The sequence below is a fragment of the Nitratireductor aquibiodomus genome, assembly GCF_900105565.1.
In the GTDB taxonomy this organism is placed as follows: domain Bacteria; phylum Pseudomonadota; class Alphaproteobacteria; order Rhizobiales; family Rhizobiaceae; genus Nitratireductor; species Nitratireductor aquibiodomus.
The window spans coordinates 3,828,598-3,843,924 of sequence record NZ_FNSL01000001.1 but is presented as its reverse complement, the minus strand read 5'-3'; the positions used below and the strand labels follow the sequence as shown (position 1 = coordinate 3,843,924).

General features: G+C 61.4%; 11 protein-coding genes. 5 read left to right on the top strand and 6 right to left on the bottom strand.

All coding sequences use genetic code 11. From position 1 onward, the window contains the following. Window positions 1-2: 2 nt before the first annotated feature. Window positions 3-2,348, bottom strand: coding sequence for a putative monovalent cation/H+ antiporter subunit A (locus BLW55_RS18095; RefSeq protein ID WP_090329708.1), 2,346 nt, complete (start codon window positions 2,346-2,348; stop codon window positions 3-5). A 315-nt stretch (window positions 2,349-2,663) separates the two neighbouring features. On the opposite strand from BLW55_RS18095, the gene BLW55_RS18090 reads away from it, so the two are divergent. Then, on the top strand, window positions 2,664-4,772 hold the full coding sequence (locus BLW55_RS18090) for a S9 family peptidase (protein WP_090329707.1): 2,109 nt from the start codon (window positions 2,664-2,666) through the stop codon (window positions 4,770-4,772). Here the strand turns inward: BLW55_RS18090 and BLW55_RS18085 are convergent. From BLW55_RS18085 to BLW55_RS18070, 4 genes are all read right to left on the bottom strand, one after another. Continuing rightward, window positions 4,747-5,679, bottom strand: coding sequence for a cytochrome c (locus BLW55_RS18085; protein WP_090329706.1), 933 nt, complete (start codon window positions 5,677-5,679; stop codon window positions 4,747-4,749). The two genes, BLW55_RS18090 and BLW55_RS18085, sit on opposite strands and share 26 nt — an antisense overlap. A 21-nt stretch (window positions 5,680-5,700) precedes the next feature. Further along, window positions 5,701-6,150, bottom strand: a complete 450-nt coding sequence (locus BLW55_RS18080; RefSeq protein WP_090329705.1) for a c-type cytochrome — start codon at window positions 6,148-6,150, stop codon at window positions 5,701-5,703. Between the two features lie 298 nt (window positions 6,151-6,448). Next, a complete protein-coding gene (locus BLW55_RS18075; protein ID WP_065818434.1) occupies window positions 6,449-7,048 on the bottom strand; it encodes a superoxide dismutase in 600 nt (199 codons plus the stop codon). Between the two features lie 102 nt (window positions 7,049-7,150). After that, on the bottom strand, window positions 7,151-8,029 hold the full coding sequence (locus BLW55_RS18070; RefSeq protein ID WP_090329704.1) for a branched-chain amino acid aminotransferase: 879 nt from the start codon (window positions 8,027-8,029) through the stop codon (window positions 7,151-7,153). Window positions 8,030-8,224: 195 nt separating this feature from the next. On the opposite strand from BLW55_RS18070, the gene BLW55_RS18065 reads away from it, so the two are divergent. Both BLW55_RS18065 and BLW55_RS18060 read left to right on the top strand, forming a co-directional pair. After that, entirely contained in the window at window positions 8,225-8,881 is a 657-nt protein-coding gene (locus BLW55_RS18065) for a haloacid dehalogenase type II (protein WP_090329703.1), read from the top strand. Between the two features lie 238 nt (window positions 8,882-9,119). Further along, window positions 9,120-9,866 (top strand): L,D-transpeptidase, encoded by a 747-nt coding sequence (locus tag BLW55_RS18060; RefSeq protein ID WP_143038457.1) that lies wholly within the window; start codon window positions 9,120-9,122, stop codon window positions 9,864-9,866. Between the two features lie 38 nt (window positions 9,867-9,904). Here the strand turns inward: BLW55_RS18060 and BLW55_RS18055 are convergent, their stop codons facing one another. Then, the gene (locus BLW55_RS18055) at window positions 9,905-11,467 is read right to left on the bottom strand and encodes a helicase HerA-like C-terminal domain-containing protein (RefSeq protein WP_090329701.1); all 1,563 of its coding nucleotides are present in this window, start codon (window positions 11,465-11,467) and stop codon (window positions 9,905-9,907) included. Between the two features lie 258 nt (window positions 11,468-11,725). Here BLW55_RS18055 and BLW55_RS18050 point away from each other — a divergent pair, with 258 nt between their 5' ends. Together BLW55_RS18050 and scpA are read left to right on the top strand one after the other, a co-directional pair. Continuing rightward, window positions 11,726-13,171, top strand: a complete 1,446-nt coding sequence (locus tag BLW55_RS18050; protein ID WP_090330060.1) for a methylmalonyl-CoA mutase family protein — start codon at window positions 11,726-11,728, stop codon at window positions 13,169-13,171. Beyond that, a complete protein-coding gene (gene scpA, locus BLW55_RS18045) occupies window positions 13,168-15,294 on the top strand; it encodes a methylmalonyl-CoA mutase (protein ID WP_090329700.1) in 2,127 nt (708 codons plus the stop codon). Before BLW55_RS18050 ends, scpA begins: the two co-directional genes overlap by 4 nt. Window positions 15,295-15,327: the final 33 nt, after the last annotated feature.

Here is a 15,327-nt window from a genome sequence, read left to right as displayed (position 1 = left end):
TCTCACCGCTCCTCTTTGTTGTCGGCCAGCGGCTTCACACTGCGGATGCGCACCAGGGCCAGAATGGCAAGGCCGGCGATCATCACCACGGCGATCTCGCCCAGCGTATCCGTTCCGCGGAAGTCGACGAGGATCACGTTGACGATGTTGCGGCCATGGGCGATCACGCGGGAATATTGCGAGAAGAAATCGCTGAGTTCGGTGTTGAACGGCACCTGCGTCACGCGCAGCAGCATCAGCCCCAATGCCGCACCGCACGTTCCGGCCACGGCAATGTCGAGCAGCTTTTCGCCCGTCGGACGATGATCGGTCGGCGACAGGCGCAGCCGCGTCATGACAAGGGCCAGAATGACGACGGACAGCGTCTCCACCATGAACTGGGTGAAGGAGAGGTCCGGAGCGCCAAGCAGCATGAAGATCAGCGCGACCGCAAATCCCTGAATGCCGAGGGAGACAATGGCGGTTAGCCGGTCACGCGCATAGATCACCGCACCAAGCCCGATCAGCGCAATCAGCAGAACTGTCCATTCATAGAACGGCATTCTTGGAAACTGCGGCGCCGCGGGCCATTCATCGTAAAGCCCCATAGGGACCAGAACAGCGACGGCGACAGCGATGAATGTCGCCGTCATGTAGTAGTCGAGGCGGCCATTCTGGATGATGTTGGTGACGCGGAAAGACAGGCGGGTCAGGCCGCGCATCACCTGGTCAAAGCCCTTGTCCGGTCCCCAGCCGATGGCGGCGAGAATGCCGGCCATGGTGGCACGCCCCTGCCCCAGCATGATGAAAACCAGAATGCCCAGCGCCACGGTTAACACCGAGAGTGCGAGTGGCAGGCCGATATGCGGCACGGTCGAGATCGTCACCGTTACGGGCTCGCCGAGAACGGCCGTCGACATCGGGCTGCTGACGAGTTCGTGGCTCACGCCTGAAAGCAGGGCCGAGACCAGCCCCAGTCCCGCCAGAACGAGTGGCCCGAGCCAGAGCAGGATCGGCCCTTCATGCGCATGTTTGGGCGTTTCAGTCTTCGCGCCGAGGAACGGTTTCAGCGCCACGGCAAAGCCGATGGCGAACATCAGGCCGTTGCCGGCGAGCGCCACCAGTGTCAGCAGCGTGGTCCAGCCATCGGCAAAACCGAGACCGGCGTAAATTTCCTCCTTGGCGAGGAAGCCGAAAAACAGCGGAACGCCACCCATCGACGCGGCAGCCAGAACCGCAGCGGCAAAGGTGACCGGCATCGCCTTGCGCAGGCCACCCAGTTTCGTGATGTCGCGGGTGCCCGATTCATGATCCACCAGGCCCGCCACCATGAAAAGTGCGCCCTTGAACATGGAATGTGCCACCAGGTAGAGCACCGCCGCCTCAACGGCCTTCTCCGAACCCACACCCGTCAGCATGACAAGCAGGCCGAGCGAGGCCACAGTGGTATAGGCCAGCATCAGCTTCAAATCCGTCTGACGCACCGCCAGAAGCGTGCCGACGAGCAGCGTGGTGCCGCCAAAGACGGGCAGGATCGTCTCCCATGCCGCAGTGTCGCCGAGCACCGGATTGAGGCGCATCAGGAGATAGACACCGGCCTTCACCATCGTGGCCGAGTGCAGATAGGCCGAAACGGGCGTCGGCGCTTCCATCGCGTTGGGAAGCCAGAAGTGGAACGGGAACTGCGCCGATTTCGTAAACGCGCCGCCAAGAACCAGGACCAGCGCAGCCATGTAAAGAGGTGCATCGCGCAGCGCGCTTTCGCTTGCGAGCAGCGCCGACATGGAGGTAACGCCCGTAGCGCTCCAGATCACCAGAAGGCCGGCCAGAAGCGAAAGCCCGCCAAGCCCCGTCACCACAAGCGCCTGCAGTGCGGCACGCCTGGAGGCTTCCCGTGAATGATCGAAGCCGATCAGCAGGAACGATGTGATCGAGGTCAATTCCCAGAAAACGAACAGGGTCAGGAAGGAATCGGCCACCACAAGGCCCAGCATGGACCCCATGAACATCAGGATGAACGAGAAAAAGCGCCCCTGATGTTCATGTCCCTTCAGATAACCACCCGCATAAAGCACGATCAGCGCGCCGATACCCGTGATCAGCAGCGCAAACGTGACGGAAAGACCGTCGAGAAACCAGGAAAAATCGACCGACAAACTCGGGATCCACACATAGCCCCCGGTCAGCGTCTCTCCACTGGAGATCGTTCCGACAAAGCCAGTGAAATGCAGAAAGATGAGAGCGGGGGCCAGGGCCAGCACCCATGCCGCGTTGTGTTTCAGCGCTTTTGTCAGCACTGGTGCGATGGCGGCGGCTGCAAACGGCAGCAACAGAGCGAGAAATGTCAGCCACTGGCCGTCTGCCGTCATGAACTCTCCCCAACTAAATTCGTGTTTCAGGACACGTTTGAAAAACTTACGGTGACATAAACACTCGCCTCAGGCACCACAAGGCGTAAACCGACCTGTAAAGCGCGATGAAACGCCGCCATTCACAGGAGATTGCACAGCTTAAACCACCCATCACGCCAGATGCAAAACCCGTTCACCGGATATGTCCCGGTTCCCGAAGCCGCCTGAAAAACACAACAGGCCATTGCCATGCCCCATTCGGTCGGGACATGTATGGAGCAATCCCTGCGGCGCATCCCGCGCGCCTCCTGCAGATATCCACAAGGTAACCTCATGACTTCCAGACCGTTCGCCACGGACGCAAAAGCCCCCTCGCCCCGCGCGCATCCCGTAAAAGACACGCGTCACGGCATCGAGCGCACGGATGAATACGCGTGGATGCGCGCCGAGAACTGGCAGGAGGTCCTGCGCGACCCGAGCCTTCTCGCCGACGACATCCGTGCCCACCTCGAAGCCGAGAATGCCTATCAGGCAGCGCTCATGGCCGATACGGAAGCCTTGCAGAAAACACTCGTTGCCGAGATGCGCGGCCGCATCAAGGAAGACGAAACCTCGGTACCGGCCAGAGACGGCCCCTATGCCTATGCCGCAGGCTTCCGCACCGGCGGCGAATATCCCCGCTTCTTCCGCCTGCCGAGCGCGGGCGGCACTGAGGAGACCCTGCTCGACGGCGACCGGGAAGCCGAAGGCAAAAGCTATTTCCGCGTCGGCGGCGTCGACCATTCGCCCGATCACAGGCGTCTCCTGTGGGGCCATGACGACAAGGGTTCTGAACTCTACACGATCAGCGTGCGCGACCTCGCCACCGGCGAAGACCTAGCCGACACGGTCGCCGAGACCGGCGGCGGCGGTGTGTGGGATGCGGCAAGCGACGGCTTTTTCTACACCCGCCTTGATGAAAACCACCGCCCCTCGAAAGTGTTTTTCCATCGCGTCGGCGCAAACCCCGACGAGGATCGCCTGGTCTATGAGGAGGCCGATCCGGGCTTCTTCGTCGGCGTCTCCGGCAGCCGTACACAGGAATGGGTCTACATTTCCGCCCACGATCACGAAACGTCGGAGTGCCACATCCTGCCGGCGAATGATCCCGAAGCCGCGCCGCGCCTGGTCGCCCCACGCGAGACCGGCCTTCAGTATGATCTTGAAGAAGGCGGCGACATCTTCTTCATCCTCACCAATGCGGACGGCGCCAGGGATTTCAAGATCGTCACCGCGCCGGCCAGCGATCCCTCGCGCGAAAACTGGCAGGATCTCGTGCCCCACGAGCCCGGCCGCCTGATCCTCGCAATCATGGCCTTCGCCGATTACCTCGTCCGTCTCGAGCGGAAGGACAGTCTGCCGCGCATCGTCATCCGCGACCGCCACGATGGTTCGGAGCATACCATCGCCTTCGACGAAGAGGCCTATTCGCTGGGCCTTCAGGGGTCCTACGAATACGCAACCGATACGCTCCGCTTCTCCTATTCCTCGATGACCACGCCGGAGCAGGTCTTCGACTACGACATGCGCACCCGCACCCGCACGCTCCTGAAAACGCAGGAGGTGCCGTCCGGTCACAATCCGGATGACTATGTCACGCGCCGTCTGATGGCCCCGGCTCCCGATGGCGAACTGGTGCCGGTGTCCCTCGTCTATCGCAAGGGCATCGCGCTCGACGGCTCCGCCCCCTGCCTGCTCTACGGCTACGGCGCCTACGGCATGGCCATGCCCGCCTCCTTCAGCACCAACTGCCTGTCGCTGGTCGATCGCGGCTTCGTCTACGCTATCGCTCATATCCGCGGCGGCAAGGAAAAGGGGTACGCCTGGTACGAGGACGGGAAACGCGAGAAGAAGGTCAACACGTTTACCGATTTCATCGCCGCCGCCCGCCATCTGGTGGCCGAGGGTTATACCAGCCACGACCGCATCGTCGCCGAGGGCGGCTCGGCCGGCGGCATGCTCATGGGTGCGGTTGCGAACATGGCGCCGGAAGCGTTCGGCGGCATTGTCGCCGCCGTGCCCTTCGTCGATGTGCTCAACACCATGCTCGACGACACGCTGCCGCTCACCCCGCCTGAATGGCCCGAATGGGGCAATCCAATTGCCGCGCGCGAGGATTACGACACCATCGCGGCCTATTCGCCCTACGACAATGTGGGCGCGAAGGACTATCCGCCCATTCTGGCGCTTGCCGGTCTCACCGACCCGCGCGTCACCTACTGGGAACCGGCTAAATGGGTTGCAAGGCTGCGTGATCGCAAGGGCGGCGACCACCCGGTCCTGCTGAAGACCAATCTCGATGCTGGACACGCCGGAGCCTCGGGCCGCTTTTCGCGGCTCGAGGAAAAGGCGCTCACCTATGCCTTCGTGCTAAAAGTTACCGGGACGATGGATAGCCATTAGGCCTCGCAGGCACCGCCTTCAGATAGGCGGCAATCGCCTCGCGGTCTTCCCTGGAAAGCCGGGCCATGTTCTTCTGGACGGAGACCATGGCCCCGCCGACCGAATCGAACTCCGGCGTAAACCCGCTCTCCAGATAATAGGCGATGTCGCCAGCCGACCAGGAATCGATCCCGCCATCGCCGGAGGTGACGTTGGGCACGACCCCCTCGCCTTCCGCCGACACGGCTCCGGCAAGCCACTGGTCGTAAAGCTGCCCGCCGGCAAAATTCCGCGGCGTGTGGCATTCGCCGCAATGGCCTGCCCCCTCCACCAGATATTGTCCGCGCTTTTCCGCCTCCGAAGCGTCGGAACCAAGCGCGAGCACCGGCGCTTCATGCATGAAGGCGAGCTTCCAGAGCCCGATGCCCCGGCGCATTGTGAAAGGGAAGGAGAGTTTATGCTCCCCCGCATCACCTTCCACTTCCGGCAGCATCTTCAGGAAGGCAAAGAGGTCGCTCACATCCTGCGCCGTCATCCTTGCATAGGAAGGATAGGGGAATGCAGGGTAGTAGTGCTCGCCCGCAGGAGAAACGCCGTGCAGCATCGCATTGGCGAAATCCATATCGCTCCACCTGCCAATGCCGTCCTCAGGATGCGGCGAGATGTTGGGTGCGACAAAGGTCCCGAAATCGGACTTCAGTTCCACCCCGCCCGCAAGCTCCAGCCGCGCATCGCCGTCAGCCCCGGGGCGGGCATGGCACGAGGCACAGCCGCCGGCCCAGAAAACCTGTTCGCCACGCGCCACGTCCGGCGCTTCAAGCGCGCCAAGTGCCCCGGCCTCCAGTGAGGTCGGAGCGCTCAGCATCCATAACGCCACTCCACCGCCCGCGATGGCCACGAGAGCGGTGGTCAGCAATGTCTTCTTCATGACAGCTCTAAATGTCCCGGATCAGTTGTTCTGCACGCGGAAATTCTCGTGGCAGCTCTTGCAGTTTCCGAAGACGGGCCCGATCGCAGCCTGGAAGGCGGCAAGGTCGGCAGGACCGTCTTTACCGGAGGCTTCAACGGCAGCCGCCGTGTCGGTCATGTACTTGTCGAGCGCGGCCTGAAAGCCTGCTGCATCGCCCCAGATGGCAGGTGCGGCCGTTGTGTCGCCGTCGCCCGAGCCTTCGGGGAAGAAATCACCAAAGGATTTCGCACTCGCGCTCAGCGTCAGAATGGCCGCCTTGGCGATGGCGGGGTTGTATTCCAGTTCCCGTTTCATCATCGCGCCAGCAAGCCCTGCAGAAGCGGCATTCGCCTGCATGATCGCCTTGCGCACGGCAATCGGATCGTCCGCCGCGGCAACAGCAGAAACGGATAAGCAGAGTGCGGAAACGGCAAGCGCAAATTTCTTCATGAGAACCCTCCGGTGATTTGTTCGAACAATACCCCGACCAACGCCCCTGACCCGCATTTATTCCAGAATGCGCACTCACGGTTTCGTGAAGGCGCATACGGACCGAGATGGTCCGGCGAATCAAAAAGGCCCGGCGCTGGCCGAGCCCTTTGGTACAGTTCGAGACTGTACTGATTGTGAAATCGCCTGGATCGTCGTGCGTCCGTCCGGACGCACAAAGGACGATCTAAGCTATGAATGGAGCATCGGAATAGCCCGAAAACCGGATTCCACTTTTCGGTCCGATGCTCTATCGCAATTACGAAGCCTGCTCGTAAAGCTCCAGCACGTAATCCCAGTTGATCAGGCTGTCGACGAAAGCCTCGAGGTATTTCGGGCGCGCATTGCGGTAGTCGATGTAATAGGAGTGCTCCCACACATCCACGCCCAGGATCGGCTTGGCATCATGAATGAGCGGATTCTCGCCATTCGGGGTCTTCATGATTTCCAGCTTGCCGTTCTTGACGGCGAGCCAGGCCCAGCCGGAGCCGAACTGCGTCGCGCCCGCATTGATGAAGTCGGCGCGGAACTTGTCGTAGCCCCCGAGATCGCTGTCGATCGCCTTGGCCAGCGCGCCCGGCAGGCTGGTGCCGCCGCCGCCCTTCTTCATCCACTTCCAGAAATGAACGTGGTTGTAGTGCTGGGCTGCATTGTTGAACAGGCCGGCATTCTTGCCGTGGGACTGCTTTACGACCTCTTCGAGGGAAAGGCCGTCCATTCCTGCTTCAGCCGCAAGCTTGTTGCCATTGTCGACATAGGCCTTGTGGTGCTTGTCGTGGTGGTACTCCAGCGTCTCCTTCGACATGAAGGGCTGCAGGGCCTCATAATCATAAGGCAGATCCGGCAGTTCAAAAGCCATGGTGGTAAACTCCCTCGTACAGGTGGTTGAATTCTGCAGGACGCAGATGGGGGTGCGTCTCCAGTGAGACAATACCCATCGCTCCCGATTGTTCCCGGCGCGTCAGGCGGGCAGCCCGGAATGGGCCCACTCCCAATAGAGGTCACGCGCCTTTTTGGCCACAGGCCCGGCCTGATAATTCTGGTCTTCGACCCTGCTCACCGGCACGACCTTGGAATGATTGCCGGAGGAGAAGACCTCATCCGCATCGAGGAAATCCTTCACCGAGAGCGTTTTCTCGACCACCTCGACACCGGCCTCGCGCAGGAGCGTAATCACGCGGCTGCGCGTGATGCCTGAAAGGAAGGTGCCATTCGGCGCAGGCGTGAAGACCACGCCGTCCTTCACCATGAAGATGTTTGAGCTGCCAGTTTCGGCGACATTGCCGAGCATGTCGAGCACCAGCGCATTGTCATAGCCGCGGCTGCGCGCTTCCATGATCGCGCGGCCATTGTTGGGATAAAGGCACCCCGCCTTCGCATTTGTCGGCGCGGTTTCGAAGGTCGGCCGACGGAAGGGCGAGACGGTCACCGAGAACCCGGTCGGCTCCAGCATCGGTGCCTCATACAGACAAAGGCAGAACCGGCTCGATTCAGGATCGGCAGGAACGCCCATATAACCGCCATGCTCACCCCAGTACATTGGCCGGATGTAAACAGCCGTCCTGCCGTCGAACTTTTTCAGGCCGTCCTTCGTCAACCCGACGATCTCATCGGCCGAGACTTTCGGCGAGAGGCCGAGATTGGCTGCCGACGCATTGACACGGCCGGCGTGAAGATCAAGGTCAGGGGCCACGTTCTCGAACCAGCGGGCACCATCGAACACGGTGGAACCGAGCCACATGGCATGACTACGCGGACCGATGAGCGGTACGTTCCCCTCGTGCCAATCGCCGTCAACATAGGTCCAGGTCGTCGATTGGACTTCGCTCACCACGGTCATGCTGTGTTTTCCTTCCTGTGATTGCGCACGCATCTCGGCAGAGATGCGAATTCTTCAACGCTTCGTGCCGTTCATCGAAATGGCTTTATCGGGTTTCGTCAATCGTTCCTGCATCGCTATCGATGGGGCCAGATGGCGTTTCTTGACCGGCGTTGGCAGGTGCGGTCAAGTAGAGAACACACAGAAGGAGTCTTCATGCGCCACGCGGCTTTCGTCTTCGATGCATATGGCACGCTGTTCGACGTACATGCGGCCGTGCGCCGCCACGCAGGCGAAATAGGCCCGGAAGGACAGCGGTTTTCGGAACTGTGGCGTGCGAAACAGCTCGAATATTCATGGGTTTTCACACTCATGGGTCAGTATCAGGACTTCTGGACGATGACGGAGCGGGCGCTTGATTACGCCTTCGCGAAAATACCGTCCGTCGATCCGCGCCTGCGGCAGGATCTTCTCGATGCCTATTGGCAACTCGACTGCTACGAGGAAGTGCCGGCGGTTCTCAAAGCACTGAAGGCGGGTGGTGCCCGCCTCGCGATTCTGTCGAACGGCTCACCGGCAATGCTTGAATCGGCGATCCGTTCATCGGCCCTCGATTCCGTTCTGGACGAAGTTTTCTCGGTCGAGAGCGTCCGCCGCTTCAAGACGGATCAGAGCGTTTACGAAATGGTGACAAACACCTGGCGTCTCTATCCGGAGACCGTTTCGTTTCAGTCGTCAAATCGCTGGGATATTGCCGGCGCGCACCAATTCGGTTTCCGCACGGTCTGGCTCAATCGGACCGGCCAGCCCGACGAGTATGAAGATTTCCCGCCCGATCTCATCCTTCCCTCTCTTGACGGGCTGGTGTCGTAGCGGCTTCTCTTCGTCATGCCCTCCCGTGTTATGATGCATCTATAACACACCTGATCGATAACTTGTGTGCGTGAGGCATTTTTCACCTTCAAGTCGAAGTCACTCGGTCTATCAAGCACACTCCGATAACTCTTCGGATCCCAGGGAGGGAAAGTGGGGTTGTCCCAGGGTGAGTGGGCGTTCACATGGAACGTTCGTTCTCACCGGTCCTGACGAAACGCGAGTCTACGAAGAAACCATGTCCAATTCTCCCATTGCCGCACGATCCCTTAACCGGCGCCGCTTCCTGTCCATGACCGCCGCTGGCGCCGCGTCGCTTGGCCTGTCCGCATGTGTCAGCAGTTCAGGTGACACGCCCAGAATCGTCGAGCGGCCCGAGCCTGAGCCCGGCCCGGTGCAATACAGCTCCATGTATGGAGCCGTCACTGATGCAGGATACGACATTCCCGCAGTGCCGATCGAAAAGATCAACCCGCGTTACTATCGTCAGGAAGTCGCTGATCCGACAGGCGAGCGTCCCGGCACCATCGTCGTCGATACCGCCAATCATTTTCTCTATCTCGTGCGTGAACGTGGCCGCGCCATGCGCTACGGCGTTGGCCTTGGCCGCGCCGGGTTCGAATGGGCCGGCCGCGCCGAGATCAAGTACAAGCAGCAGTGGCCGCGCTGGTTCCCGCCTGCGGAGATGATCGACCGCCGTCCCGAGCTCGAGAAGTATCGCGCAGAATACGACAAGGCCAACGACCAGTGGCTTGGTGGCATGCAGCCTGGCGTTTCCAATCCGCTCGGCGCCCGCGCGCTCTACATCTTCGAAGACGGCAAGGACACGCTTTACCGCGTCCACGGCTCGCCTGAATGGTGGACCATCGGCAAATCGGTTTCGTCGGGCTGCGTGCGCATGATCAACCAGGACGTCATCGATCTTTATAATCGCGTCCCGGACGGTTCCCCGATCCTCGTCACCTCCGGCCTGCGCAGCGTTTAAGCCGGCAGTCCTTTCATGATGGAACTCTAAGGGGCGCTCTAGCGCCCCTTTTTCAAACTACCGAGAATGCCCCGCACCAGGGCACGGCCAAGTGACGTACCCACGGAACGCACTACGGATTTGATCGCCGCTTCCGTCACCGACTGGCGGTTGGATGTGCGCCGGCGTGTGGTGGTGGTCTTGCGCCGCGTCTTCGTGCTCGTGCCGCCATCGCCGAAGTCCGGCAGCGACCAGCGCGAACGCTCATCGACCTCACCCGCCTCCTCGGCCTTCTGGGCTTCTGCCTCGGCCTTTGCCTTGTCGGCCGCCTTCTTCTGCAGGATTTCGAAAGCCGATTCGCGGTCGACGCTCTCGTCATACTGACCGAACACCGGGCTTGCCTTCAAAAGCCTGTCGCGCTCAGCGTCCGTGATGGGCCCCAGTCTGGATGCAGGCGGGCGGATCAACGTCCGCTGAACCATGGATGGAACGCCCTTTGATTCCAGCGTCGAGACCAGCGCCTCGCCGACCCCGAGCTTGGTGATCGCCTCGAAACAGTCGAAGTCCGGATTGGGCCTGAACGTGTCTGCTGCCGTCTTCACCGCCTTCTGCTCGCGCGGCGTATAGGCGCGCAACGCATGCTGTATGCGGTTGCCGAGCTGGCTCAGCACGGTTTCGGGCACATCGAGCGGGTTCTGGGTGACAAAATAGACACCGACACCCTTCGAGCGAATGAGGCGGACAACCTGTTCGACACGGTCGACCAGAATTTTTGGCGCTTCATCGAAAAGCAGATGCGCTTCATCAAAGAAGAAGACCAGCCGTGGCCGGTCCGGATCACCCACTTCCGGCAGCTCCTCGAAGAGTTCCGACAAAAGCCAGAGCAGAAACGTCGCGTAAAGACGCGGGTTCATCATCAGCTTGTCGGCGGCCAGCACATTGATGGCGCCCCGCCCGTCCGGCGTGGTGCGCATGATGTCGCTAATCTTGAGCGCGGGCTCGCCAAAGAAGAAGTTCGCTCCCTGCTGTTCAAGCACAAGAAGCGTCCGCTGGATCGCGCCCACCGACTGTTTCGACACATTGCCGTAGCGCGTGCCGATCTCGTCGGCGCGGTCGGCCACGTGAACGAGAAGCGCCTGCAGGTCCTTCATGTCCAGAAGAAGGAGACCTTCCTCGTCGGCGATGCGGAAAGCGATGTTCAGAACGCCTTCCTGCGCATCCGAAAGGTTCATCAGCCGCGACAGAAGCAGCGGCCCCATCTCTGAAATGGTCGTACGGATCGGATGCCCCTTCTCGCCGAAGAGGTCCCAGAAGATGACCGGAAATTCCTGGAAGGCGTATGGATCGAGCTTGATCGTATCAGCCCGTTTGGAAAGAAAATCCTTCTCCTCGCCCATCATGGCGATGCCCGAAAGGTCCCCCTTCACATCGGCGCAGAAGACCGGCACGCCCGCATTGGAAAACCCTTCCGCCAGGATCTGCAGCGTCACGGTCTTGCCGGTGCCGGTCGCCCCGGTGACGAGGCCGTGCCGGTTGGCGTATTTCAACAGAAGGCGCTCGGCCTGCTGGTAGCTGTCGTCGGGATGCCGGCTGGCCCCCAGAAAGATACTGTCTTCCGCCATCTGAATTCCGCCTCGCTTGCCGGTCCCGCTGAAACTTGGTGCTCTTCCGTATAGTCAGCCTCGCATAAAGTCTCAACGCCGTTGTGCGTGAAGTAAAGCGCGGCTTTCCTGCAACGCTAGCCGGCTATTCGGCCTATTGTGCATTGCGGCGTCTCCTGTGGCGTCCTAAACTTGTCCCTCAATGAACGGGTGGTTGCCCTCGGGATTCATTGCCCACTTTGCGGCATGGATTTCCGGGCCAACGGCGAATCGGGAGGCATGATGGATCGCGCGATCCTGAAAAAGGTGAAGTTTCCTCAGATCGACCAGGAGCGCTGGCGCGATCTGGTGATCGAATCTCTCAAGGGAGAAGCCGGTCCCGAGGCGCTTTCCTGGCAGACGGACGACAACATCTCCATGCGCGCGCTCTATGAGCGGATGCAGGATGCCAAGCCGCTTGCCCGCGGGCGGGACAAGTCCGGCTGGGCCACCGTCCAGCGTATGGACGATCCCGATCCGGTCCGCGCGAACCGTCAGGCAAAGGAAGACATTGCCCAGGGAGCAACCGGGCTCGCGCTCGTTTTCGAAGGTGCTCCCAACGCATTCGGCTATGGCCTTCCCGCCACGCCCGAAGCGGTTGCCAAAGCGCTCGACGGCATCGACCTTCAGGGTCTGCACCTGCGCATGGATGCAAATCCCAGTAGCCGCGCCATAGTCGACTGGCTGACGCAGATTTTCACCGAGCGCCGCATCAACCCGGCCGCCATGACGCTGTCCTTCGGCATTTCGCCGGCCGCCACCTTCGCCGGCACCGGCAAGCTGCGCATGTCGATCGAGGCGCTCGAAGCCTCCATGCCGCAGTCCTTTGCGGGTTTTTTCGCCATGGACCTGCCAGGCATCCTGCTTGAGGGCGATGGCCGTGTGTTTCACAATGCGGGCGCTTCCGAGGCACAGGAGCTCGGCATCATGCTGGCCTCCGCGGTCTCGCATCTGCGCATGTTCGAGCAGGCCCGCCAGCCGCTTGTCTACGCCGCACCGCATATCGGCTTCTCGCTATGCGTCGATCAGGACCAGTTCCTGTCCATCGCCAAGATCAGGGCTCTGCGCCGCCTCTGGGCGCGCGTTCAGGAGACCTGCTCCATCGAACCGTCGCTGGCGACGATCCATGCCGAAACCTCCTATCGGATGATGACCGCGAAGGATCCAGAAACCAACACGCTGCGCACCACCATCGCCGCATTTGCCGCCGCTGTCGGCGGTGCCGATTCGCTGTCCGTCCTGCCGCACACCATCGTCCACGGTCTGCCGGACGAAGATGCAAGACGGCTTGCCCGCAACACGCAGCTTATTCTCTCCGGCGAGAGCCATCTCGACCTGATCATCGATCCCGCCGCCGGCGCCGGCGGCATGGAAACGCTTACCGCAGCCCTTTGCGAGAAGGCCTGGGACGAGTTCCGCCGCATCGAGAGCGAGGGGGGCGTGCTGCGCAGCCTGATGAATGGCCACATTCAGGAACGCGTGCTTGAGATGCGCGAGCGCCGCGAGCAGCGCATCAATGATGGCAAGAAGCCCATTGTCGGCACGACGATCTATCCCGCCGCGGAAGAGCGTCCTGTCAGGACGTTGAAGGCCGAATCGCCCGACTTCTCGGGAGAAACGGCCGCCGTGCGCTGTCAGCCGCTCCTGGCGCAGCGTCTGGATGAGACCGGAGGAGGCATCGCATGATCCCGGATTTTGCCAGCATCGGCTGGTCGAATCCGGACACATCGCCTCTTCCAGCAAAGACCCCGCCCACGGCCACGCCCGAGGGCATCGAGATCAAATCCTTCTATTCGCAAGACGACCTGAAGGGTCTGCGCTTTCTTGACACCTATCCGGGCGCCGCGCCCTTCATTCGCGGCCCCTACCCCACCATGTATGCGCGCCAGCCATGGACGATCCGCCAATATGCCGGTTTCTCCACGGCAGAGGAATCCAACGCCTTCTACCGGCGCAATCTGGCAGCCGGGCAAAAAGGCCTCTCGGTCGCCTTCGACCTTGCCACCCATCGCGGTTATGACAGCGACCACCCCCGCGTTGCCGGCGATGTGGGCATGGCCGGTGTGGCGATCGATTCCATCCTCGACATGCGCCAGCTCTTCGACGGCATCCCGCTCGATAAAATGAGCGTGTCGATGACCATGAACGGCGCGGTCCTGCCGATCATGGCGCTCTACATCGTCGCGGCGGAAGAACAGGGTGTCGCTCAGAAAGACCTTTCAGGCACCATTCAGAACGACATCCTGAAGGAGTTCATGGTCCGCAACACCTATATCTACCCGCCCAAGCCATCGATGCGGATCATTTCTGACATTTTCTCCTACACGGCGGAGAACATGCCGAAATTCAACTCCATATCCATCTCCGGCTACCACATGCAGGAAGCCGGCGCGACGGCGGATCTGGAGCTTGCCTACACCATTGCCGACGGCATCGAGTATGCCCGTGCCGGCATTGCCGCCGGGCTCGATATCGACCGTTTCGCACCGCGCCTGTCCTTCTTCTGGGCCATCGGCATGAACTTCTTCATGGAAGTTGCCAAGATGCGTGCCGCGCGCCTTCTCTGGGCGACACTTCTTCAAAAGAATTTTGCGCCGAAGAAAGAGCGTTCACTCTCCCTGCGCACCCATTGCCAGACCTCCGGCTGGTCGCTGACGGCGCAGGATCCCTACAACAACATCGTGCGCACCATGGTCGAGGCCATGGCCGCCACCCAGGGCCACACCCAGTCGCTCCACACCAACGCCTTCGATGAGGCGCTGGCGCTGCCGACCGACCATTCCGCGCGCATTGCCCGCAACACGCAGCTTATCCTGCAGCTTGAATCAGGCACGACCCGCATGATCGACCCATGGGGCGGCTCCCATTTCGTCGAACGCCTCACCCACGACCTCGCCCATCGTGCGCTCAAACACATCGAAGAGGTGGAAAGCCTCGGCGGCATGGCTGCGGCCATCGAAAAGGGCGTGCCGAAAATGCGCATCGAGGAAGCTGCAGCCCGCACCCAGGCGCGCATCGATTCAGGCGAACAGACAGTGGTCGGCGTCAACCGCTTCCAGCCCGAGCGCGACACCGAGGTCGACGTTTTAAAGGTCGACAATGCCGAGGTCCGCGCCCGCCAGCTCGCGAAGCTGCAGCAGCTCAAGGGCACCCGCGACGTGGCCGAGACAGAAAGCGCGCTTGAAGCCCTCACGCGCGCAGCCGCAGAAGACGGAAACCTGCTCGAATTCGCCGTGCGCGCCGCACGCGCGAAGGCCACGGTGGGCGAGATCTCCACAGCCCTTGAGAAGGCCTTTGGCCGTCATGTGGCGGAAATCCGCACCATTTCCGGCGTCTACCGCAAGGAGGTAGGCGATCTCTCCTCCTTCGAACGCGCCCAGCAGAAAGTGGCAAAATTCCGCAAGAAGACCGGCGCCGCCCCGCGCATCCTGATCGCCAAGATCGGTCAGGACGGGCACGATCGCGGCCAGAAGGTCATTGCCACCGCATTCGGCGACCTCGGTTTCGAGGTCACGGTCGGTGCCATGTTCCAGACCCCGGAGGAAGTGGCCGAACTGGCCATTGCCAACGACGTCCAGATCGTCGGTGCCTCCTCGCTGGCCGCCGGCCATCTCACCCTTATCCCCGAGCTCAAGACAGCGCTTGAAAAACGCGGCCATGGCGACATTCTCCTGGTGGCCGGCGGCGTCATCCCGCCCGACGATTTCGAAGCCGTGCGCGAGGCCGGTGCGGCCGAAATCTTCCCGCCCGGAACGGTCATTCCCGAAGCCGCCGAAAAACTGCTCGACCGGCTGCTGAAAGCAGGCTGACGCCCTGATCTTGAAATGGACGGCGCCATGTTA